Source organism: Streptomyces sp., from assembly GCF_019510245.1.
Lineage (GTDB): Bacteria > Actinomycetota > Actinomycetes > Streptomycetales > Streptomycetaceae > Streptomyces.
Genome location: NZ_JAEKKT010000144.1, coordinates 1 through 21637 on the forward strand (window position 1 = coordinate 1; position 21637 = coordinate 21637).

A 21637-nucleotide genomic window follows, 5' to 3' on the forward strand; every position below is an offset into this window, starting at 1 on the left:
AACGAGCCGGGGGTGCACGGGATTCAGCTCGGACACGTACGTGACCAGGCATGAGCGAGCTTCTCCCTCATTGCACGTCCGGCACTGCAGTCGGGCAACTCGGCGATGCCCCGGTCCCGGCCGCATGCCACGGACCGCGTCCGACCGTCCCCGCGTGCGCGTCGGCGGCCGCCGGAGGTGACGACATGTTCCATCGCCCGGGCGCGCGTTTCACCGCGCCCACCAGCTTCGCTTCAGGCCTCGGCGGCCGCCTCCGCCTCGGCCGTGAGGCGGCCGCGGCCGGACGCGGATCCGGCACTCGGGGTCGCCCGCCATGCCGGCACGGTGTGCGGGAACTTGACGCGGAGCGCCCAGGCGGCGAGCGCCGCGGCCAGGACGATGCAGGCGGCGAGGAGCAGAGCCTGGTGGTAGCCGTGGTGCAGGAGCGGAGTCGCCGCCAGTGGCCCGAGGATCTGGCCGACCGAGTACCCGGCGGTCAGCAGGGCGACGGCACGCGGGAACCGCAGATGCGTCCCCGCCCCCAGGGCCAGGGTGCTCACGCCGATGAAGGTGGAGCCGAACAGCACCGCGGAGATCAGCGCGGGCGCCACTCCCCCCACCAGCGCGGGCAGGGCGATGCCCGCGGCCTGGACGCCGAGGGCGGTGAGCAGCAGGTCCGGCCGAGACCAGCGGCGCCCCAGGCCGGCCCACAGGGCGGCGGAGGGGATGGCCGCCACGCCCACCAGCACCCACGCGCCGCTGCCTATCCAACCGGGCGAGCTCTGGTTGATGGCCGCGACGAGGAAGGTGCCGGCGATGATGTAGCCGATCCCCTCCAGCGTGTAGGACGCGAACAAGCAAGCGAACCAGCGGTGGGTCCCCGGCCCGGTCGACCCGGCGCGAGGTGCCGGTGCCGACGGCGCCGGTCGGGGAGCCGGCTCGGGACGCAGTCCCCAGGCGCCGGCGGTGAGCACCACGGCCAGCGCCGCCGACGCCCACCACGCGGCCTGCCAGTTGCCGACCGTGCGCAGCACGAGGACGAGGGCGCCGGACAGCGCGATACCCGCCCCGACTCCGCCGAAGGCCCAGCCGGGCAGGTGGGCCGGGTGCTCGCGCAGATGGCTGAGCAGGGAACTGGCGGCGATCACGAAGATCGTCGCGCTGAAGGCTCCCGCACCGAGGCGCAGCAGCAGCCACACGGTGGTGCTGTGCGTGAGTGCCATGCCGGCCAGCGTCGCGACCAGTGCCAGCAGAGAGCCGCGCAGTACCGCCGGGGAGCGCACCAGCCGGGGGACGAAGGTGCCGGCCAGCGCTCCGATCAAGTAGCCCACGTAGTTCGCGGTCGCCAGGTCGGCTCCGGCGCCGGCCGACAGTCCGGCCTGCGCGTGCATCAGCGGAAGGATGGGGGTGTAGACGAAGCGGCCGACACCCATACCCGTCGCCAGAGCGGCCGCGGCCTGCAGGACGTGCACCCACGGTGACCGCGCTACGCCTCTCGCGGCTGACGCCGTGTCCCGCGGGGGTACGGTGACCGCGTCGCGGCCGGTGCCGGGAATCGTGGAGCCGGTGTTTCGCCTGCGTGCCATACAGACAGGCTGCGCACGTCGGCCGGGCGAAATCCACGACCCGTTTCCTCGCTGCTGCGAACCCCGGCCTCCCACCGGCGAGGACGGTCCCATGGGCGGCGGGCGCGGGCGGACGGCCGCTGCCGACGGCTCCGCGCAAGATAGTCGGTCGGTCGTATACTTTCGCCATGGGACGGACGAGTGATGCCAAGGACAAGATCCTCACCGCCGCTCGTTCGCTGATCGAACAGCGGGGGTACTCGGCTCTGGGCGTCGCCGAGATCTGCAAGACGGCCGACGTGCCCAAGGGCAGTTTCTACTACTTCTTCGAGTCCAAGGAATCCCTGGCGCTCGCCGTGATCGACCAGCACTGGGCCGACGAGCGGCGCGAGTGGGAGTCCGCGCTGAACGGCGACGCCGAGCCCCTGCAGCGGCTCCGGCAGCTCTTCGAGTCCATGGAGACGCAGCAGCGTGCCGGTCAGGACGGCTGCGGATCGGTCCTCGGGTGCATGTTCGGGAATCTCTCCCTGGAGATGAGCAATCAGGCCGATGCCGTGCGCCGACGCCTGCAGGAGATCTTCGAGACCCAGGTGGAACTGGTCGCCGCGGTCGTGGCCGAGGCCCAGCAGCGGGGAGAGGTCAGCGTGCCGGACGCCCGCGCCGTCGCGAGGTCCATGGTGGCGCTGACCGAGGGCCAGGTGCTGTTCGCAAAGCTGCACAACGACCCCGCTCAGCTCGGGACGCTCTGGCCGAACTGCCGCGCCCTGCTGGGCGTGCGGGATCAGCAGGTTCCGGCGCACGCCTGACTCGGCCGACGGGCGTTCACGCCCCGGAAGAGCGCGCGCACGACCACGCGCCGCCCACCACCTCGCCCTCGCCGGGCTCCGGCAGACGTAGGCAGGTGTGTGACACGTATGAGGTGCTCCGGAGCGTCACCGGAGACACGTGTGTCGGCAGCCGAAGCCGTCTCTTCCTCGCGATCACTCCGTCCCGGAATTGAGCCATCCTTCATCCGTCACCTGTTTGACCGGTGACGACTACTGTGGAACAGTCATCGCACACTGGTGACACGTACTGATGACGGAGGCTCCTCGTGATCAACAGGCGTACCTTCAACAAGGCCGCGGGCGTCGGCACGGGCGCGGCCGCGGCCTCACTGGCCGGGTTCCGGCCGGACGCGGAGGCCTCGCCCGGCCGCCTTCACCGGCAACCGACCCCTGCACCGACGGTGCCCGCCGTGACCCCCGGCACGCACACCTCCTTCGCCCGGCTGAAGCAGGTCAAGGCCGGTGTGCTGGACGTCGGTTACGCCGAGGACGGCCCCAGGCACGGCCCCGTCGTCATCTGCCTGCACGGCTGGCCCTACGACATCCACAGTTACGTCGACGTCGCCCCGCTGCTCGCGGCGCAGGGCTACCGGGTCATCGTCCCGTACCTCCGCGGCCACGGCACGACGCGCTTCCTCTCCGACCGTACGTTCCGCAACGCCCAGCAGTCGGCGGTCGCCCTGGACATCGTCGCCCTCATGGACACCCTCGAGATCGACACGGCGCTGCTCGCCGGTTTCGACTGGGGCTCGCGCACCGCCGACATCATCGCGGCCCTGTGGCCCGAACGCGTCAAGGGGCTGGTGTCGGTGAGCGGATACCTCATCACCGACGTCGAGGCACAGAAGAAGCCCCTGCCGCCCAAGGCCGAACACACGTGGTGGTACCAGTACTACTTCGCCACCGAGCGGGGCCGCCTCGCCATGGAGGACAGGACCGACCGGCACGACCTCGCTCGGCTCGTCTGGGACACCGTCTCCCCCACCTGGCACTTCGACGACGCGACCTTCGAGCGCACGGCCACCGCGTTCGAGAACCCCGACTACGCGGCCATCGTGATCCACAACTACCGCTGGCGGCTCGGGCTCGCCGACGGCGAACGCCGCTACGACCGCTATGAGAAGCGGCTCGCCACCCGGCCGGTCATCGAGGTGCCGACCATCACCCTGGACCCCGAGCGCGACCCGTTCACCGCGCCTGGCGACGGAGCTTCGTACCGCGACCGCTTCACGGGCGCGTACGCCCATCGCACGCTGACCGGCATCGGCCACAACCTGCCGCAGGAGGCACCGACCGCCTTCGCCCAGGCGGTCGTCGACGTGGACCACTTCTGACTTCCGAGACCGGGCAACCGGACTCGTCCCACAGGACGCGCCTGCGGAGACTTCCACCGTCCGCGGACGGCCCTCAGCCACTGCCGGTCGTAGGCCGCGAAGGGGTTCAGTGCGCAGTGCGCGCAGGTCCGCACGGAAGTCAGCGGACAGGCCCGCGCCGGCCACTGTGGTCGACGACGTCGCCGGACGGGGGCCCTGAAGTGCACACCGGGAGCGGCCTGACAAGGGCGGCCCCACCCCGCCCGGCCGGGCGGGGGCCGCGGTACTTGCCGCCGCCGAGAGTCACCCGCCAAAATGGTGACGTGAATTACGAGCATGCTTTCGTCTGCGGCAACCCGGCCCTCGACTTCGCCGCGACACTGCGCGCCCGGCGCACGGTGCGCTTCGAGATGTTCGCCACGCCGGACCGACTGGAGGCCTGGTTCATCGAGTCCGGGCTCGTCGACACGATCGCACCCGCCGCCGAGGCCGACGTCGAACAGGCCAAGGAGGTGCGGGAGGCGATCTACGCGCTGGTGCGGGCACGCCACGCCGGGCAGGAGTACGACGAGGAAGCGCTGAGCCGGCTGAACGAGGCCGCGCGCAGGCCTTCCGCCACACCGCAGCTCAGCCAGGCCGGGCGCCGGACCGAGGCGACCGCCGAACAGGCCCTGGCCACCGTCGCCCGGCAGGCCGTGGAGTTGCTCAGCGGTCCGGACGTGCCCCTGATGAAGGAGTGCGGCAACCCCGAGTGCACCCGCATCTACATCGACCGCTCCCGGGGGATGCGCCGCCAGTGGTGCGGCATGGAGTCCTGCGGCAACAAGTTCAAGGCCGCCGCCTACCGTGCCCGCAAGAAGAGCGCGCCGCAGGCCTCCGACGGCTGAACGGCGGCAGTACGAGGGCCCGCTTCGTGGCCCGTGCCGGACTCGCCCGGGCCCAGCACTCCGCGACGCGCGCTTCTCCCCGTCCTTCCGGGCCCTCTGCTGCGGGAAGGACGGCCGACACTGGAAGCGATGATCGGCCGACCGCCCGGTAGGGCGCCCCGCACGGGTCTGGATAGCATGCGCAGCGTCATCGATGAGAGGGAGTGAACGGTTGTGACCAGCCGACCAGCCTCCTCGCTCCGGTCGCGGTACGTCGAACAGGCCGCGTCGGACCTTGAGGAAAATCGCCGACGGCAGCGGGAACTGACCGAGAAAATCGCGGTGTTGCAGCAGGAGGAAGCCCTGTTGACCGACATCCTGTCTCTCGCCGAGCGGTACGAAGGCCTGCCGGACGCGTCACGACCGCCCGCCACGCTACAGAGCGAGTCGGTGCCCGGCCAGGGAAGGCATGTGAGCGGCCGTCAGGGCAGGGGGACGACAAGGCCGGGCGCGGAGGAGAAGCCGCGCCATCCCCTGCTCGGGGACGTCCTGCTGGATCTGCTGCGCGGCCACGACGAACCGCGTCTGGCGAAGGAGATCCGGGACGAGCTCCTGGAGAAGCACCCGGACCGGACTCCGACACCCCAGGTGGTACGGAACACGCTGGAGTCGCTGGTCGCCAAGGGGCGCGTCCGCCGGACCCGGCAGCGGCGCTCGGTGCTGTACACGCCTCGCGAGCCCGAAGAGCACGTCCCCGCCGAGACAGGTGCCGTCGCCGGCTGATTCCACGGTAAGGAAATATATTTAATTTACCGTGCAATAACTGGGTCGCGGCGAATGGATTTAGACTGCGCCCATGGCAGACGTGACGGCTCTCAAGCCCCTCAACCCCGACGAGGAGGCGTTCCTGCGCGCCCTGGGCAGAGTGATGACGCTCCTGCCCCGAGTCGTCGACGCGGACATGCTCGAGGGACATTCGATCACCAGCACCGAGTACACAGTCCTGGTACACCTCTCCGAAGTGCCGCACAACCAGATGCGGATGAGCGAGCTCGCCAACATGTGCGGGCTGTCGCTGAGCGGCATGACCAGAGTGGTGAACCGGTTGGAGTCGCAGTCGTTGGTGACCCGGCAGAAGGCGCCGGACGACGGGAGGGCGTGGCTGGCCGTCCTCACCGGCGCCGGATGGACCCAGCTGAGGCAGGCATGGCCCACCAACCTCGCGAGCGTGCGACGTCATGTCTTCTCACGCCTGGAAGGCTGCGACATCGCCGCTGCCGCGGAGGTGCTGGACCGCATAGCGCCGAACTGACGGTCGGCACCTCGACCGGCGCTCGGCCGGCCGAGGTGCGGCGCCGGTCACCCGGCGGGGCGGTCCCCGTCATTCGGCGCGGTCGCCGTCGCACCGGCCGCCCGAGCCGCCCTGGACGCGACTTCGGCCGCAGCCCGAGAGGCCCGCCCGGTGACCTTCCAGGCGAGCATGCTCATTCCCGCTGCCGGCGTGGGAGGAAAGACCCCCAGCTGACCGAGCATCGTGACGTCGTCGCGTACCGCCTCGTGCCGGATCACCTTGCCGTTGCGCAGGGAGAGCACATGGATCTGCTCGAAGTCGATCTCCCGGCCCGTGGGCGGCACCACTTGGTCCACGGCACCGTCCTTGAACAGGACGAAGGCGCCGCTGTGACGGCCCTGCATGCGCAGCCGGACCCACACCTGATCGTCGTTGTGGATCGTCTCCAGGAAGGGCAGCCGCAGGTCCTCGAACGCGGACCGCATCCACGCACTCGAGGCCAGCACACCCGCAGGGCCGGCGATACCGCACGCCGAAGGCGCGACGGAGGCTTCGCGGTTGCGGAATTCCTCGTGCACCACTCGGGCGGCCAGCGCGGGATCCCCTGTCTCGAGCACTTTGAAGAGCCCCGCGGCAAGGTCCGTGGCAGTCATTCCCATGGCGTAGATGCCCCCTCCGGGTGTCCGCCAATTTACTTGACGCCGCAAGTTTAACTGGACGGACACCTGCCTCGCCCCGACCGACCGGTTGGCACGTCAGCCGCCGCGCCTGCGACCAAGGCGCTCGACCCCTCCGGTCACCAGTGCGGTCACAACCCCAGATCCAACGCCAGGCACGAGAAGTGGTTCCAGGAGCCCTCGGGGTTGTAGGAGGCGATATCGGCACCACTCGGTGCGGCCTTCTTCTCCTCGACCATTTCATGGAAATGGACACGCTCCGGCAGCTTGCCGAACCTGGTCAGCCGTGCCGCTGCCGCCTCGTCCGTCGCTGACTCGTTTGCCACGGTGGCCTCCATGTCGTCGCCTCGAACCGCGTCAACCGGCTCTGTGGCCACAAGGCTGCACCCGGAAGCGTCACCAGTCAAGGTGGTGACGACGTTGCCGACGACTCGGGCCGGGACTTGTCTCCTTGCATGTATGAGGCGGAAGCCCTCGGGGAGCGTCGTCCAGCCTGAGCTCTCCGGTACGCGACCCCTCGGGTGCCCCACACCCGGCGGACGCGGCCGCACCCGACGAGACACCGTGTGACGCACACCGCGGGAACCCGCCCGACCGCTTGGACAAAGCCTGACCTTCCCAGCGGTCCCGTGACCCGCAGCCTGATCAGCCGTGCCCTGGCGGCGCTCGGCTTCGGAGACGGCGACGTGGTCATGTTCCGCACCCGCATGTCCGCCATCGGCAACGTGGCCGGCGGACCGCAGACCGTCATCGGCGCCCTTCACGACGTCGTCGGACCGCGGGGAACACCCATGGTGACCTGCGGCCGGAACGACGCGCCCCCTATGACTTCGCCACCTGGCCACAGGACTGGCAGGACGCCCTGCGAGCCGAACATCCCGCCCACGGCGGCCGGGTCCCGCTGCTCGGCGCTCCCCTGGACACCATGACGCTGCTGCACCACGCCGAGGCGCTCGCCAAAACCCCCGGCAAACGGTTCGTGGACTACGAACAGCCCGTACTCGTGCGGGGCCGGCGGGTCTGGCGCCGCTTCCACGACATCGACTCGGAGAACAGGGCCTTGCCCGAAGGGAATGACCCGTTCGAAGTCATCGTCCGGGACATGCTCGCCGACGGAATCGGTCGGCAGGGCAGAGCGGGCGCTGCCGACAGCCATCTGTCCGAGGCCGCGGAAGTCGTCGACTTCGCCATCACCTGGATCGAAGACAGACTGAGCAGGTAGGCGCGCAGCCAGCACGCCACACTGGTCCACCCGGCGCAGAGGCGTTCCTCCGGTTCGACTCGGCGCAGGTCGCGCAGCACGCCCCGGCCGCTTCCCGGGGGGCTTCAGGTCGTGGCAGGTCGGACGAGGCGCTCGTCGGGGATGACCGCGACCCCGAGGATCTCGATCAGGGCCTCGGGCTGCCACAGGCCCGTGGTGCCGATGCCGGCCATCGCGGGATAGACCGGCCCCGCGAGCTCGCGCCACACCGCCCCGATCTCCCGGCCGTGCGCCTGGTAGTCGGGGATGTCGGTCAGGTAGAGCGTGATGCTCACCAGGTCCTCCGGAACACCACCGGCTTCCTTCAGCGTGGCGAGGACGTTGCCGAACGCCTGCCTGAACTGCTCGACGATGCCCCCGGGGACGATCTTCATGTTTTTGTCTAGAGCGGTCTGACCGCCGAGGTAGAGCGTGTTGCCGCTGAGCGTTCCGTGCGAGTAGCCGCTGGGCTTGGGCAAGGAGGCGGGGTTGACCGGAACCGGGGTCGAGTTGGTCGCCATGGAGAGCTCCTGCGGGGCGTTGCCGGGTCTGTACCGGGCCTGTGCTGTCTGGCGCCACACCGTAGCATCTATTGACAGTGATATGACGCTCGCGGAAATAATGAAATATCCGAGAGGGTGCGCAGCGCCGAAGAGAGAGAAGAGCCCATGCGTCTTTCCACCGTCGCCCACGCCGCCGGGACCAGTGCCGCGGTGCTCGACGGCAGCGTCTGGCGCGCGCTGCCGGCCGCCGACCTGTCGGCCCTGCTGGCGACGGTGCCGGTCCGGAGTTCCGCCGACCTGGCCGGGGCCGCTCTGGCCGACGCCGTTCCGGTGCTGCCGCTGCCGGCTCCGGGCAAGGTGATCTGCTGCGGGCTGAACTATGCCGACCACATCCGCGAGACGGGGCGCGAGCTGCCGTCGTACCCCACGCTCTTCCCGAAGTACGCGGACACCCTCACCGGTCCCGGTGCCGACATCGTGCTGCCGGCCGGCCTTCAGGTGGACTGGGAGGCCGAGCTGGCCGTGGTGGTCGGTGCCACCCTGCGCCGTGCCGACCGGGCGACCGCGCTGGACGGGATCGCCGGGTACACCGTGGCGAACGACATCTCGGTGCGCGACTGGCAGTACCGCACCCTGGAGTGGTTCCAGGGCAAGGCGTGGGACGCCTCCACCCCCGTCGGCCCGGTGGTCGTGACCCCCGACGAAGCCGACCCGGCCGCCGGCCTGGAGGTGATCTGCCGGGTCAACGGCGAGGAGGTCCAGCGGGACACCACGAAGACGCTGGTGTTCGACGCCGCCGACCTGCTCGCGTACATCTCGACGTTCACCGTGCTGCGCCCCGGCGACCTCGTGCTGACCGGCACGCCCGGCGGCGTAGGGGTGGCCCGGGAGCCCCGGCGCTTCCTCGTCGACGGCGACGTCGTGGAGACCGAGATCCCCGGCATCGGCACGCTGCGCAACACCGTGCGCCTCACCGGCTGAGACCCCGGCCGTCCACCGGCGCGCCACCCGCTGACACCCGCTCATCCACCGACGAGGAGCCCTCATGAACCCCGATCCCAGTCAGCACGTCCCCGGTCAGCAGGTCCCCGGTCCGTACGTCCTGGACGGCGACAACTCGATGTACGCCACCGAGAGCGGCCTGGGGGTACCCGTCGTCACCCGTGGGGGTTCGGAACCCGGCGACACCGGGCAGTCCGCCGGCGCCACCCGGATCTCCGGCGTGAGCATCCAGCACACCCCGGCGACCAGGATCTGGTTCGGCAAGGTCCACAACGACGGCGGCTACCGCTCGGTGCCCCACCACCACGGCGAGGCCGAGACCGGCGGCTACGTGCTCTCCGGCCGGGCCCGGATCTACTTCGGCGCGAAGTTCGAGGACTACATCGACATGGCGGAGGGCGACTGGGTGTTCGTCCCGCCGTTCCTGCCCCACGTCGAGTGCAACCTCGACCGCAACAACCCACTGACCTGGATGACGACCCGCACCCCGGAGAACATCGTGGTCAACCTCCCCCAGGTCGCCGACTCCGACCTGCGCGACTGGACGGACCGCCCCTGATGACCGACACCACCTCCGAGGTCTTCACGGCCGCCGTCACCCTGGCCCCCGCCGAGGCCGAGCGCTTCGACCTCGCCTTCACGGCGGTCACCCAGCCCTGTCCGTGGCCCAAGGCGTACGGCGGCGACCTGGTCGCCCAGGCCGCCGCGGCGGCGATGAAGTCCGTCGACGACGGCAAGACGCTGCACTCCATGCACTCCTACTTCATGCGCCCCGCCGACATCGGCGCCGAGGTCCGCTACGAGGTGGAGCTGCTGCGCGACGGCCGGGGCTACGCGACCCGGCAGGTGCGCGGCTACCAGAACGGCAAGCCGCTCTACGTCTGCCTGGCCAACTTCGCCGCCGGCGAGCCCGGCGGGACCTATGCCGACGGCCTGCCCGGGTGGCTGGACACCTCGGGCCTGCCCGATCCCGAGGAACTGCCCGGTTCCGCGGAGTATCTCGCCGGGCGGAGGGGCGGGACGATGACCGAGGTCTCCAAGGACTACTGGTGCGGCGGCCGGGGCTTCGACATGCGCCATGTGCCGGGCCCGGTCTACCTCGCCGTCGAGGGCGAGCACAAGCCCCACCAGGCGGTCTGGGTCCGGCCGTTCGACGCCCTGCGCCCGGTCGACGGGCTCACCGACGCGCAGCGGGACACCGCCGCCCTCGCCTACGTCTGCGACTACACGATCCTGGAGCCCGTCCTGCGCGTCCTCGACCTGCCCTGGGCGCGGGAAGGGCTGGTCACCGCCAGCCTCGACCACGCGATGTGGTTCCACCGGGCGCCACGGGCGGGTGTGGTGGACGGCTGGCTGCTCTACGCCCAGGAGGCGGTCGCGGCCGACGACGGCAGGGGGCTCGCCGCCGGGCGCTTCTTCACCCCGGACGGCACCCACCTGGCCACCGTCGTCCAGGAGGGCATGATCCGCGCCGGCGCCGGAGGTCACCGATGACCCTGTCGCCCTCCGGGCACACCGACACCTTCGCCCGTGACCATCTCCCGCCGGCCGGGCAGTGGCCGGTGCTGGAGTTCACCACCGAGTCGCTCCGGTACCCGGAACGCCTCAACGCCGCCGTCGAGCTGATCGACGCTCCGATGGCGGCCTTCGGCCCCGACCGGCCCGCGCTGCGCACCCCCGACGGCGACGTCTGGACCTACGGCGAGCTCCGGCGGCGCGCCGACCAGATCGCCCAGGTGCTCACCGAGGACCTCGGGCTGGTGCCCGGCAACCGGGTGCTGCTGCGCTCCCCCAACACCCCCTGGACCGTCGCCGCGTGGCTGGGCGTGGTCAAGGCGGGCGGGATCGTCGTCACCACCATGGCCGTACTGCGGGCCGGTGAGCTCGCGCCCGTCGTGGCGAAGACCCGGCCCACCGTCGCACTGGTCGACCACCGCTTCCTCGACGACGTGTTCGCGGTGCGGGAGTCGGTCGCGCCGGACCTGGTCGTCGTGCCCTACGGCGGCGACTCCGCCGACGACCTGAGCAAACGGGCCGAGACGAAGGCGGGCCGGTTCACCGCGGCCGACACCGCCGCGGACGACGTCGCGCTGTTCGGGCCGACGTCCGGCACCACGGGCGTCCCGAAGATCACCACTCACTTCCACCGGGACATCCTGTCGATCGACAACACCTTCGGGAAGCACACGCTCCGGCTGCTCCCCGACGACCTGGTCGCGTGCACCGCCCCGCTCGCCTTCACCTTCGGCCTCGGGCTGCTGGTCGTCTTCACCCTGCGGGCGGGCGCCTGCGCCTTCCTCACCGAGCCGGTGCCGCCGGCGGCCCTCGCCGACCTCGTCGCCGAACACGGGGTGACCGTCCTGGCCACCGCCCCGACCGCGTACCAGCAGATGCTCAAGTCCGGGAAGGCGGACCGGCTCACCGGGCTGCGCCGCGCGGTCAGCGCGGGCGAGCACATCCCGCAGGGCCTGTGGGAGGAACTGCGCGACCGGCTCGGCCTCAAGGTCATCGACGGGATAGGCGCCACCGAGATGCTGCACATCTTCATCTCGGCCGACGGCGACGACATCCGCCCCGGGGCGACCGGCAAGCCCGTGCCCGGCTACCGCGCGACCATCCTGGCACCGGACGGCACGGAGCTCGGGCCCGGCGCCGAGGGCCTGCTCGGTGTGATCGGCCCGGTCGGCTGCCGGTACCTCGACGACGAGCGGCAGGCCGCCTACGTCCTGGGCGGCTGGAACGTCACCGGTGACACCTTCCTCCGCGACGAGGACGGCTACTTCTGGTACCGGGCGCGCAACGACGGCCTGATCGTGTCGTCCGGGTACAACATCGCCGGTCCCGAGGTGGAGGCCGCCGTCCTCACCCACCCCGACGTCATGGAGGCGGCCGTCGTCGCGGCGCCGGACGCCGAACGCGGCTCGATCGTCTGCGCGTTCGTCGTGCTGCGCGACGGCGTGGCCGGTGACGCGGCCACGGCCCGGAGCATCCAGGACCACGTCAAGCAGCAGATCGCGCCGTACAAGTACCCACGCGACGTGCGCTTCACCGGCGCGCTGCCGCGCAACCCCAGCGGCAAGCTGCAGCACTTCAAGCTCCGTCAGCTCGTGACGGAGCAGATCGTGGAAGGTCGGCCATGAGGATCGCTATCGCCGGCGGCGGCCCCGGAGGGCTGTACTTCGCCGCTCTGATGAAGCAGCTGGACCCCGCGCACGAGGTCACCGTCTGGGAGCGCAACGCGCCCGACGACACCTTCGGGTTCGGCGTGGTCTTCTCCGACGAGACCCTCGGCGGCATCGACAACGCCGACGACGTCGTGCACGCCGCGATGGAGAGCCGGTTCGCGCGCTGGACGGACATCGACATCGAGGTGGACGGCGACCGGTTCACCGTCGGCGGCCAGGGCTTCGCGGCGATGAGCCGCAAGGAGCTGCTGCAGATCCTCCAGCGGCGGGCCGCCGACCTGGGCGTCACCGTCCACTACCGCGCCGAGGCACCCGACGTGGACGAACTGCGCGCCACGCACGACCTGGTGCTGGCGGCCGACGGCCTCAACTCCGCCGTCCGCACCAAGTACGCCGACGTGTTCGGGCCGTCGCTGGACCGGCGGCACAACAAGTACATCTGGCTCGGCACCGACCTGGTCTTCGAGGCGTTCCAGTTCTTCGTCAAGCAGACGGAATGGGGCACCATGCAGATCCACGGCTACCCCTACTCCGACACCGGCTCGACCTTCATCGTCGAGATGCACGAGGACGTCTGGCGGCGGGCCGGCTTCGACCGCACCGAGGACCAGGTGTTCCCGCCGGGCGTCTCCGACGACCACGCCGTGGCCCGGATCGCGGAGATCTTCGCCGGCGAGCTGAAGGGCCACCGGATCCTCACCAACAACTCGAAGTGGCTGAACTTCACGACGGTCCGCAACGAGCGCTGGTCCACCGGCAACGTGGTGCTGCTCGGCGACGCCGCCCACACCGCCCACTTCTCGATCGGCTCGGGCACCAAGCTCGCCATGGAGGACGCCCTCGCCCTGGCGGCCTGCCTGCACGAGCATCCGACGGTGGCCGAGGCACTGGCCGCCTACGAGGCCGAGCGCAGGCCGGTCGTCGAGTCGACCCAGCGGGCCGCGCAGGCGTCGCTGGAGTGGTTCGAGAACATCGGCATGTACGCGGGCCAGGACCCGGCGCAGTTCGTCTTCAACCTGCTCACCCGCTCGCGGCGCATCACCTTCGAGAACCTCAAGGAGCGCGACGCCGAGTTCGCCGCGCTGATGGAGGCGGAGTTCGCCCGGCACCAGCAGGCTCCCGAGGCCGCCCCGGCGATGTTCCAGCCGGTCCGGATCGGCTCGCTCGAGCTGAAGAACCGCGTCGTCGTCTCCCCGATGGACATGTACTCCTCGGATGACGGTGTCCCCGGCGACTTCCACCTGGTGCACCTGGGCTCCAAGGCGCTGGGCGGCGCCGGCCTGGTCATGAGCGAGATGGTCTGCGTGTCGCCCGAGGGCCGGATCACGCCCGGCTGCCCGGGACTGTGGACCGACGAGCAGCGCGACGCCTGGCGCCGGATCACGGACTTCGTCCACGACCGTACGACGGGGAAGATCGGCCTCCAGCTCGGCCACTCGGGCCGCAAGGGCTCGACCAAGCTCATGTGGGACGGCATGGACGAGCCGCTCGAGGAGGGCAACTGGGAGGTGATCGCCCCCTCGGCGCTCCCGTACGGCGCCGGCTGCCACGTGCCCCGGGAGGCCACCCGTGCGGACATGGACAAGGTGGTCGCCGACTTCACCGCCGCCGCCGTGCGCGCGGTGGCGGCCGGCTTCGACCTCGTCGAGGTGCACGCAGCCCACGGCTATCTGCTCTCCTCCTTCCTCTCCCCCGTCGCCAACCGGCGCACCGACGAGTACGGCGGCTCCCTGGAGAACCGGCTGCGGTTCCCGCTGGAGGTCTTCGACGCCGTACGCCAGGCCGTCCCGCCCGACATCCCGGTCACGGTCCGTATCTCGGCGACCGACTGGATGCCGGACGGCAACACCGCGGACGACGCCGTCGACGTCGCCCGCGCGTTCATCGAGCACGGCGCTGCGGCCATCGACGTCTCCTCCGGCCAGGTCGCCAAGGACGAGAAGCCGGCGTTCGGCCGCTCCTACCAGACCCCGTTCGCCGACCGGATCCGCCACCGGGTGGCCGGGCCCGCGGGGGTTCCGGTGATCGCGGTCGGGGCCATCTCCTCGTACGACGACGTGAACTCGATCCTGCTCGCCGGGCGGGCCGACCTGTGCGCCCTGGGCCGCACCCACCTCTACGACCCGCAGTGGACCCTGCACGCCGCGGCGGAGCAGGAGTACCGCGGGGCCGGTGCCGAGTGGCCGGTGCAGTGGGCGGCGGGCCGGCGCAAGCCGCCCACCTCCCGTACCGACAAGGTCCCGCCCCGGCTGTCGCTGCTGCGCGAGGGCGCCGGCGGTGCTGTGCACCTGCGCTGGACCCCGGCCGCGCGCACGGTGCCGGCGTGACCGCCGCGCCCGCGTCCGCGAACGTGGTCGGCGTGTACCGGACGCGCATCGAGTGGATCGACACGGATGCGGCCGGGATCTACCACAACAGCACCGTCGTGCGGTTCGTGGAGGCGGCGGAGGCCTCGCTCATGGCCGGGCTCGGCCTCCACGACTACTTCGCGGCGGCGCCCCGCGTCCGCTACGAGGTGGACTTCGAGTCGCCGCTCGTCTTCGGCCAGGAGGTGCGCACGGTCGTGGAGCTGGTGCGGATCGGCACCAGCTCGATGACCTTCGCCTTCGAGGTCCGGGGCGAGGAGTTCCGGGGCCGTCCGGGCGGCCGGGCCGCGCACGGCCGTTACGTGACCGTGCACATCGGCCGTGACCGTGCCAGCGGCGCCGTGAGTGTGCCCTGGCCCGAGGAGTGGGTCGCGGCGCTGACCGGGCCCGTTGGGTCCACCGGGGCGGTCCGATCATGCGATCGCGGTCCGGCATACTCACTGGAATGAGCGAGACGAAGGGCGACCGGCCCACCACAGCGGCGCGTCGGTCCCGGACCGTGCTCGTGAGTTTTCTCGGCGCGATCGTGCGCAAGATGGGCAACTGGATGCCCATCGCCGGGACGGTCGAGCTGCTGACCGCGTCGGGGCTGGACGCCGCGAGCGTCCGCACGGCGGTCTTCCGGCTGAAGAAGCGGGGCTGGCTGGAGTCGGAGAGCCGCGCGGGCATGCGCGGCTACGCGCTGACCCCGGCGGCACTGGAGGCGCTGGCCGCCGGTGACGAGGTCATCTGGCACGCCCGGCAGCCGGCCGAACTCGGCGACGGCTGGTGCTTCGTCAACTTCTCCGTGCCCGAGTCCGCCCGCGCGCTGCGCCATCGGCTGACCGGTCACCTGACCTCGCTCGGCTTCGGCAACATCGGCTCCGCGGTCTGGATCGCGCCCGCCCGGATGCTCCCGGCCGCGCAGCGCGCCATCGCGGAACTGGACCTCACCGAGCAGTGCGCCCTGTTCGTCGGCGACTACGTCGCCGGGCAGCCGCTGACGGCCATGGTCCGGGGCGGCTGGGACCTCGACGAGATCGACCTGCGCTACCGGGAGTTCATCGGCGCCTACGAGGGTGCGGCGGACCGTCTCACCGAGGCCGCGGTCATCGACGGGCGGCAGGCCTACGTCACGTATCTCGCCGTGGTCGACCACTGGCGCAAGCTTCCGTTCCGCGACCCCGGGCTGCCCCGCGAGGTGCTGCCGGAGAACTGGTCCGGCCCCGCCGCCGTCCAGCTCTTCGAACGCATGGTCACGATCCTGGAGGGCCGGGCACTGGCCCATGCGGCCGCGTACTGGTCCACGTCCTGATCGCGCTGCGGCTTTGTGGCCCACTCCGGCGTGAGTTGTGTGCCGTACGGCGGGAACCTCCCTGGTCTTCCACTCCGGCGGCTGCCTCCTCGCCGCCGAGGACGCGGACGCGGCCATGCCGGCCTCGCTGCGAAGGATGAGCGGGCCGGCACCGTCGGCGAAGACGGCGACCACGCTGCGGGCCAGGAAGACGGCGGCACCCGGGCTGAACACGCGCCGGCGCCCACGGGGCCGCCGAAGGGCCCGGGTGCCGCACCTGTGCTTCTCACGCCGGTCCGAACGGCCCGAGGGCGACCGGATACAGTGCGCGGGACGGCAGCCTGAGAGGGGAAGCGTGACCGACACCAGCGACACCCGACCCGCCGACAGGGAAGCGCAGGCTCCGCGGCGGAGCCGACTGCACCGCCTGATGCGCTACATCCCCCTGATCGCCCCCGTCCTGCTGTGGACCGTGCCCTGCTGGGTGCTCCTGTACACCGGCCAGCACTGGCCGCTGCCGGTCTCGTCGGGCGGCACCGCCCTGTTCGCCCTCGGCCTCGTCGGCATGCCGCTCGCGATGGTGCGCGGCCACGGCCGGCGCCAGCAGGACCGGGCGGCGATCCTCGGTGACACCCTGCTGGGCACCAGCTGGGTCCTGTTCACCTGGTCCGTCCTGCTCGGCGTCCTCCTGCGGCTCGCCCTGACCGTGGCCGGCGTCGGCACGGGCCAGGACCGGGCCCGCATCGTCACGTGGGCCGTCCTCGGCACCACCGCCGTACTGCTCGCCTGGGGGTACGCCGAGGCCCGCCGCGTGCCGCGCGTGCGCCGGCTGGACGTGCGACTCCCCCGGCTGGGCGCCGGGTTGGACGGCCTGCGCGTCGCCCTCATCACCGACACCCACTACGGCCCGCTCGACCGCGCCCGGTGGTCGGCACGGGTGTGCGAGACGGTGAACACCCTGGAGGCCGACCTGGTCTGCCACACCGGCGACATCGCGGACGGCACCGCCGAACGCCGCCGCGCCCAGGCCGTCCCGCTCGGCACCGTGCGGGCGACCCGGGCCCGGGTCTACGTCACCGGCAACCACGAGTACTACAGCGAGGCCCAGGGCTGGGTCGACCTGATGGACGAGCTGGGCTGGGAGCCGCTGCGCAACCGCCACCTGCTGCTCGAACGCGGCGGCGACACCCTCGTGGTCGCCGGCGTGGACGACGTCACCGCCGAGTCCTCCGGCCTGGCGGGCCACCGCGCCCACCTCGCCGGAGCCCTGAACGGCGCCGACCCCGACCTGCCCGTCCTGCTCCTGGCGCACCAGCCCAAGTTCGTCGACCGGGCGGCAGCCCACGGTGTCGACCTCCAGCTCTCCGGCCACACCCACGGCGGCCAGATCTGGCCCTTCCACCACCTGGTCCGGATCGACCAGCCCGCCCTCGCCGGCCTCAGCCGCCACGGCACCCGCACCCTCCTCTACACCAGCCGCGGCACCGGCTTCTGGGGCCCGCCGTTCCGCGTCTTCGCGCCCAGCGAGATCACCCTCCTCGTGCTCCGCGCCCCGGACCGGCCCACCTCGCCGTAGCACCGGGCGGGCGCGCAGTCCCGGGGCCCGGGGACGAGGACCGCCACGCCGGTGCCGTGGCCGGCCAGAAGCGCGAGGCCGTCCTCCCGCCCTGCCCTCGGGCCGCGGGTCCACGCCGAGGTCAGGGCACGGCAGCGCGGTCCGGGGCGGCCCGGCCTCCCCGGATCCGTGGGACCGGACGCAGGAAACCGGGCGGGGAGAACAGGATCACGCCTGTAGCTTTCCCTCTTGGGAACTCAAGATCTCCCTCCCAACTCCCGTTGTCCCACGAGTACTTCGACGAGGCCTGCATGTCCAACCCCCCATCCTCCGTCCGTACCACCGCTCGGCACCGCAAGGCGAGAACCGTCCACCCCGCCTTCCGCCGGGTCGCCGTCGTCGCCGTCACCGCCCCCATCGCCGGAACGATCCTCTTCGGCACGACCGCCTTCGCCGCCGACAAGACCGCCGCCAAGACCACGGCCAGGAAACTCGACCCCGCCGAGCAGAAGATCGCGGCCAATCTAGACACGCGCGTCCAGGACACCCGCCTCGGCTCCACGCTGAGCGGCGTCGTCATCGACGCCGCGTCCGACAAGGCCGTCTGGGGCCACGACGCGACCACCGCGCTGATGCCCGCGTCCAACACCAAACTCGGCACCGCCACCGCCGCGTTGACGGTGCTCGGCCCCGGCCACCGTTTCACCACCAAGGCCGTCTACGGCAACGGCACGCTCACTCTCGTGGGCGGCGGTGACCGCACCCTGACCAGCGCCGACCTCGAGGCGATGGCGAAGACCGCCGTCGCGGGACTCAAGGCCGCCGGTCTCACCTCGGTCAAGGTCCAGGTCGACGACAGCCTCTTCCCCGAGCCCACGCTCGCGACCGGCTGGAACGACGGCTACTACCCGGACTCCGTCGCACCGGTGCGGGCACTGGTGGTCGACGGCCACCAGGTCACGGACACGTCGCTGGACGCGGGCCAGGTCTTCGCCGGGTTCCTCGCCCAGCAGGGCGTCACGGTCACGGGCGACGTCACCCGCGGCTCGGCCGCGAAGGGCGACGTGCCGGTCGCCCGGCACCAGTCCGGCAGACTGTCCGCCATCGTGGAGCACATGCTCAAGGTGAGCGACAACGACATCGCCGAGACCCTGCTGCGGATGACCGCGATCGGCGCCGACCGGCGGCCGACCTTCGAGGACGGCACGGCGGTCGTACGCGAGGTGCTCCGCGGGTACGGCGTCTCGCTGGTCAACTACGAGATCCACGACGGCAGCGGGCTGTCCCGCGCCAACCGCATCCCGGCCCGGAGCATCGCCGACATCCTCGACGTCGCCGACGACGCACGCAACGCCAAGACCCTCAGGTACATCATCGACGGCCTGCCCGTCGCCGGAGAGGCCGGCTCCACCCTGGGTCCCGAATGGGGCCGCTTCGACACCGCCGACTCGCAGTGCGCCGTCGGCAAGGTGCAGGCGAAGACGGGCACGCTCACCGGTGCGATCGCACTGAGCGGGCTGACCAAGGCCGCGGACGGGCGCTGGAAGATCTTCTCCTTCATCGAGAACAACTCCACCGCCGACCCGGCCGCCACCAAGGACGCCCTCGACGGCCTCGCGGCCACCGTCAACGGCTGCTGGGCGTAAGGCCCTCGGTCTGCGCCCCTCCGGAAGTGGCCACGTGCCTGAGTGCGGGCGGCACACGGGGAGTCGGGGGACGGGGGAGGCGCGCAGACTGCCGAGGTCCAGCGCCGCGTTGGTGCCGTCCGGTGCCGAACCGGGCCGGCCGGCGGCGCCTGGACTGCGACGTCGTCCGCCCCGTCCGGCCACCCGCCCGACGTGGGACGGCTATGGTCGCTGGAGGGGGAGCGGACACGACGGGGGGCTCACGTTGGATCGCCTGGCAGGAGCGGACGTGGAAGTCGGGCCGGCCCGCTCCGCGGGGCGAACGGTGCTGCCCTCGGCACTGCGCCGGTGGCTCGGGCCGATCGCGGTGCTCGCCGCGCTGGTGGTCGTCGTCCTCGGGGTCCGGTACGCCGGACACAGCGAGCCCGGCCGGGTGGACCGGTGGATCGTCCCGCCGACGGCGGACAGTGTGCGGCCGCCGTGGCGGCACGTCGCCCTGGCCCTGGACTTCCTGGGGGAACCCGCGGGATCGACGATGGTGATCGTGGCCTGCGTGGCCGGCTGCCTGCTGCTCCGGCGGCCCCGCGCGGCGGTGCTCGTCGCCGCCGGCACCGGCCTGACGGTGGGGACGACCACGCTGCTCAAGCACGTGGTGGGGCGCACCATCCACGGCCCGGGCAACCTGTCCTACCCGAGTGGGCACACCGCGTTCTTCACCGCTCTCGCCCTCATGGCGGCGCTGCTCGCGACCGGCCGGCTCGGCCTCGGCACGGCGGCCGGCACCTCACTCGTGCTCGCCGCCTCGCTGGCCGCCGGCGCCGCCATGGGCTGGGCGGAGGTCCGCCTGGGCGCGCACTACCCGACCGACGCCCTCGGCGGCTGGTGCACCGCGCTGGCGGTGATACCGGCGACCGCGTGGCTGGTCGACCGCATGGCCGACCGCACGGCTGACGCCATGGCCGACCGGGTGGCCGGCCAGACGGGGGCGGACGCCTGACACCGGCGCGTGGGGGCGCCGCTCACGTCACGTCACGCCAGGCGGCGGAACACGGGCTTCACGGCCCGTCCGGCCAGCCAGACGGTGGGGTCGGCGGCTTCCAGCGCCTTCCGGTACACCGCACATGCCTCGGCCACCACGTCGACGGTGCGGTCGATGTCCGCCTCCTCGAGGGCGCTGCTCACCACGAACGACGGGGCGAGCACCCCGCCCTCGAGGAGCCGGCGCAGGAACAGGGTGCGGTACTGCTGCGAGGGCCGCAGGTTCTCGTCGAGGGTGGCGAAGACCAGGTTGCTGGCCCGGCCCCGGACGACGACGTGGTCGCCGACGCCCGCGGCGGCCGCGGCGTCGCGGACACCGGCGGCCAGCCGTTCGCCGAGGGCGTGCAGGCGTGCGGTCACGCCCTCCTCGACATAGGTGGCCTGCACGGCCATCGCGGCCGCCAGGGAGTGCGTCTCCGCGCCGTGCGTGGTGGACAGCAGGAACACCCGGTCACCGGAATCGCGCAGTCCGCCCCGTTCCATCAGGCCGCGTCGCCCGGCCAGCGCGGAGACGGCGAATCCGTTGCCCAGCGCCTTGCCGAACGTGGAGAGGTCGGGGACGACGCCGTACAGGCCCTGAGCACCGGCCTCGGACCAGCGGAAGCCGGTGATCATCTCGTCGAAGACCAGCACGCAGCCGTGCCGGTCGGCCAGGTCGCGCAGGCCGGCGAGGTAGCCGGGCGGCGGCTCGGACTGGGTGGCGGGTTCGAGGATCAGGCAGGCGATCTCGTCCTGGTACCGCGTGAGCAGCTCCTCCGTGGCGGCCAGGTCTCCGTAGGGGAAGGAGACGGTGAGCTCGGTGGTCGCCGCCGGGATGCCGGCGCTCATCGGCGTGGTGCCGATGAACCAGTCGTCGACGGAGAAGAACGGGTGGTCGGCGCAGAGGGCCACCCGGGAGCGTCCCGTGACGGCGCGGGCGAGCCGCACCGCGGCGGTGGTGGCGTCGGAGCCGTTCTTCGCGAACTTCACCATGTCGGCGGTCGGCACCGTGGCCAGGAAGCGTTCGGCGGCCTCGAGCTCGACGATGGACGGCCGGACGAAGTTGCTGCCGCGGTCGAGTTCCCGCCGTACCGCCTCGACCACGCGCGGGTGGGCGTGGCCGAGGCTGACCGACCGCAGGCCCGAGCCGTACTCGATGTAGCGGTTGCCGTCGACGTCCCACACGTGGGCACCGCTGCCGTGGCTGATGACCGGGGCCAGGTTCTCGGGGTACTGGTCGTCGCCCTTGGCGTAGGTGTGCGCGCCCCCTGGGATCAGAGCGTGCAGCCGCTCGTTGGCCTGCCGCGAGCGGGGCAGGAGGAACCCATCGGTTTCTTGGGTGTGCACGCCGAC

General features: G+C 71.7%; 20 protein-coding genes and 1 pseudogene. 16 read left to right on the top strand and 5 right to left on the bottom strand.

What is annotated here, in order from left to right:
• Positions 1-233: 233 nt before the first annotated feature.
• On the bottom strand, positions 234-1412 hold the full coding sequence (locus JF597_RS24355) for a YbfB/YjiJ family MFS transporter (RefSeq protein WP_293998795.1): 1179 nt from the start codon (positions 1410-1412) through the stop codon (positions 234-236).
• 320 nt (positions 1413-1732) lie between these two features.
• On the opposite strand from JF597_RS24355, the gene JF597_RS24360 reads away from it, so the two are divergent.
• The 5 genes from JF597_RS24360 to JF597_RS24380 all read left to right on the top strand — a co-directional run bounded on the left by JF597_RS24360 (position 1733) and on the right by JF597_RS24380 (position 5862).
• Positions 1733-2350: a TetR/AcrR family transcriptional regulator gene (locus tag JF597_RS24360; RefSeq protein WP_293998526.1), complete on the top strand. Its 618-nt coding sequence runs from the start codon at positions 1733-1735 to the stop codon at positions 2348-2350.
• A 287-nt stretch (positions 2351-2637) separates the two neighbouring features.
• Positions 2638-3705, top strand: coding sequence for an alpha/beta hydrolase (locus JF597_RS24365; RefSeq protein ID WP_293998528.1), 1068 nt, complete (start codon positions 2638-2640; stop codon positions 3703-3705).
• 302 nt (positions 3706-4007) lie between these two features.
• Positions 4008-4571 (top strand): CGNR zinc finger domain-containing protein, encoded by a 564-nt coding sequence (locus JF597_RS24370; RefSeq protein WP_293998531.1) that lies wholly within the window; start codon positions 4008-4010, stop codon positions 4569-4571.
• Between the two features lie 213 nt (positions 4572-4784).
• Positions 4785-5333, top strand: a complete 549-nt coding sequence (locus tag JF597_RS24375; RefSeq protein ID WP_293998533.1) for a BlaI/MecI/CopY family transcriptional regulator — start codon at positions 4785-4787, stop codon at positions 5331-5333.
• Positions 5334-5406: 73 nt separating this feature from the next.
• Positions 5407-5862 (top strand): MarR family winged helix-turn-helix transcriptional regulator, encoded by a 456-nt coding sequence (locus JF597_RS24380; protein ID WP_293998536.1) that lies wholly within the window; start codon positions 5407-5409, stop codon positions 5860-5862.
• A gap of 47 nt (positions 5863-5909) precedes the next feature.
• On the opposite strand, the gene JF597_RS24385 is transcribed toward JF597_RS24380, so the two are convergent.
• Complete coding sequence (locus JF597_RS24385; RefSeq protein ID WP_293998540.1) at positions 5910-6494, bottom strand: ester cyclase; 585 nt, start codon at positions 6492-6494, stop codon at positions 5910-5912.
• A 155-nt stretch (positions 6495-6649) separates the two neighbouring features.
• On the bottom strand, positions 6650-6844 hold the full coding sequence (locus JF597_RS24390; protein WP_293998542.1) for a hypothetical protein: 195 nt from the start codon (positions 6842-6844) through the stop codon (positions 6650-6652).
• Positions 6845-7084: 240 nt separating this feature from the next.
• On the opposite strand from JF597_RS24390, the pseudogene JF597_RS24395 reads away from it, so the two are divergent.
• A pseudogene (locus JF597_RS24395) lies at positions 7085-7740 on the top strand (AAC(3) family N-acetyltransferase).
• Positions 7741-7844: 104 nt separating this feature from the next.
• Here JF597_RS24395 and JF597_RS24400 read toward each other — a convergent pair.
• A complete protein-coding gene (locus tag JF597_RS24400; RefSeq protein ID WP_293998546.1) occupies positions 7845-8279 on the bottom strand; it encodes a RidA family protein in 435 nt (144 codons plus the stop codon).
• A 147-nt stretch (positions 8280-8426) separates the two neighbouring features.
• Between JF597_RS24400 and JF597_RS24405 the strand changes: the two genes are divergently transcribed.
• From JF597_RS24405 to JF597_RS24450, 10 genes are all read left to right on the top strand, one after another.
• Positions 8427-9242 carry a fumarylacetoacetate hydrolase family protein gene (locus JF597_RS24405; protein ID WP_293998548.1) on the top strand — a complete coding sequence of 272 codons (816 nt, stop codon included), beginning with the start codon at positions 8427-8429 and terminating at the stop codon, positions 9240-9242.
• Positions 9243-9306: 64 nt separating this feature from the next.
• On the top strand, positions 9307-9822 hold the full coding sequence (locus JF597_RS24410) for a cupin domain-containing protein (protein ID WP_293998551.1): 516 nt from the start codon (positions 9307-9309) through the stop codon (positions 9820-9822).
• Positions 9822-10757, top strand: a complete 936-nt coding sequence (locus JF597_RS24415; protein WP_293998554.1) for an acyl-CoA thioesterase II — start codon at positions 9822-9824, stop codon at positions 10755-10757. Before JF597_RS24410 ends, JF597_RS24415 begins: the two co-directional genes overlap by 1 nt.
• Positions 10754-12403, top strand: coding sequence for an AMP-binding protein (locus JF597_RS24420; protein WP_293998556.1), 1650 nt, complete (start codon positions 10754-10756; stop codon positions 12401-12403). Before JF597_RS24415 ends, JF597_RS24420 begins: the two co-directional genes overlap by 4 nt.
• Entirely contained in the window at positions 12400-14775 is a 2376-nt protein-coding gene (locus tag JF597_RS24425) for a bifunctional salicylyl-CoA 5-hydroxylase/oxidoreductase (protein WP_293998559.1), read from the top strand. Before JF597_RS24420 ends, JF597_RS24425 begins: the two co-directional genes overlap by 4 nt.
• Positions 14772-15263 carry a thioesterase family protein gene (locus JF597_RS24430; RefSeq protein WP_293998562.1) on the top strand — a complete coding sequence of 164 codons (492 nt, stop codon included), beginning with the start codon at positions 14772-14774 and terminating at the stop codon, positions 15261-15263. The genes JF597_RS24425 and JF597_RS24430 overlap by 4 nt, the downstream gene beginning before the upstream one ends.
• Positions 15260-16108 (top strand): PaaX family transcriptional regulator C-terminal domain-containing protein, encoded by an 849-nt coding sequence (locus JF597_RS24435; protein ID WP_293998565.1) that lies wholly within the window; start codon positions 15260-15262, stop codon positions 16106-16108. The genes JF597_RS24430 and JF597_RS24435 overlap by 4 nt, the downstream gene beginning before the upstream one ends.
• Positions 16109-16442: 334 nt before the next feature.
• On the top strand, positions 16443-17663 hold the full coding sequence (locus JF597_RS24440) for a metallophosphoesterase (RefSeq protein WP_293998568.1): 1221 nt from the start codon (positions 16443-16445) through the stop codon (positions 17661-17663).
• Positions 17664-17953: 290 nt separating this feature from the next.
• Positions 17954-19288 (top strand): D-alanyl-D-alanine carboxypeptidase/D-alanyl-D-alanine-endopeptidase, encoded by a 1335-nt coding sequence (gene dacB, locus JF597_RS24445; RefSeq protein WP_293998570.1) that lies wholly within the window; start codon positions 17954-17956, stop codon positions 19286-19288.
• 268 nt (positions 19289-19556) lie between these two features.
• On the top strand, positions 19557-20264 hold the full coding sequence (locus tag JF597_RS24450) for a phosphatase PAP2 family protein (protein WP_293998573.1): 708 nt from the start codon (positions 19557-19559) through the stop codon (positions 20262-20264).
• 32 nt (positions 20265-20296) lie between these two features.
• On the opposite strand, the gene JF597_RS24455 is transcribed toward JF597_RS24450, so the two are convergent.
• Positions 20297-21631, bottom strand: coding sequence for a glutamate-1-semialdehyde 2,1-aminomutase (locus JF597_RS24455; protein ID WP_293998576.1), 1335 nt, complete (start codon positions 21629-21631; stop codon positions 20297-20299).
• Positions 21632-21637 lie beyond the last annotated feature (6 nt).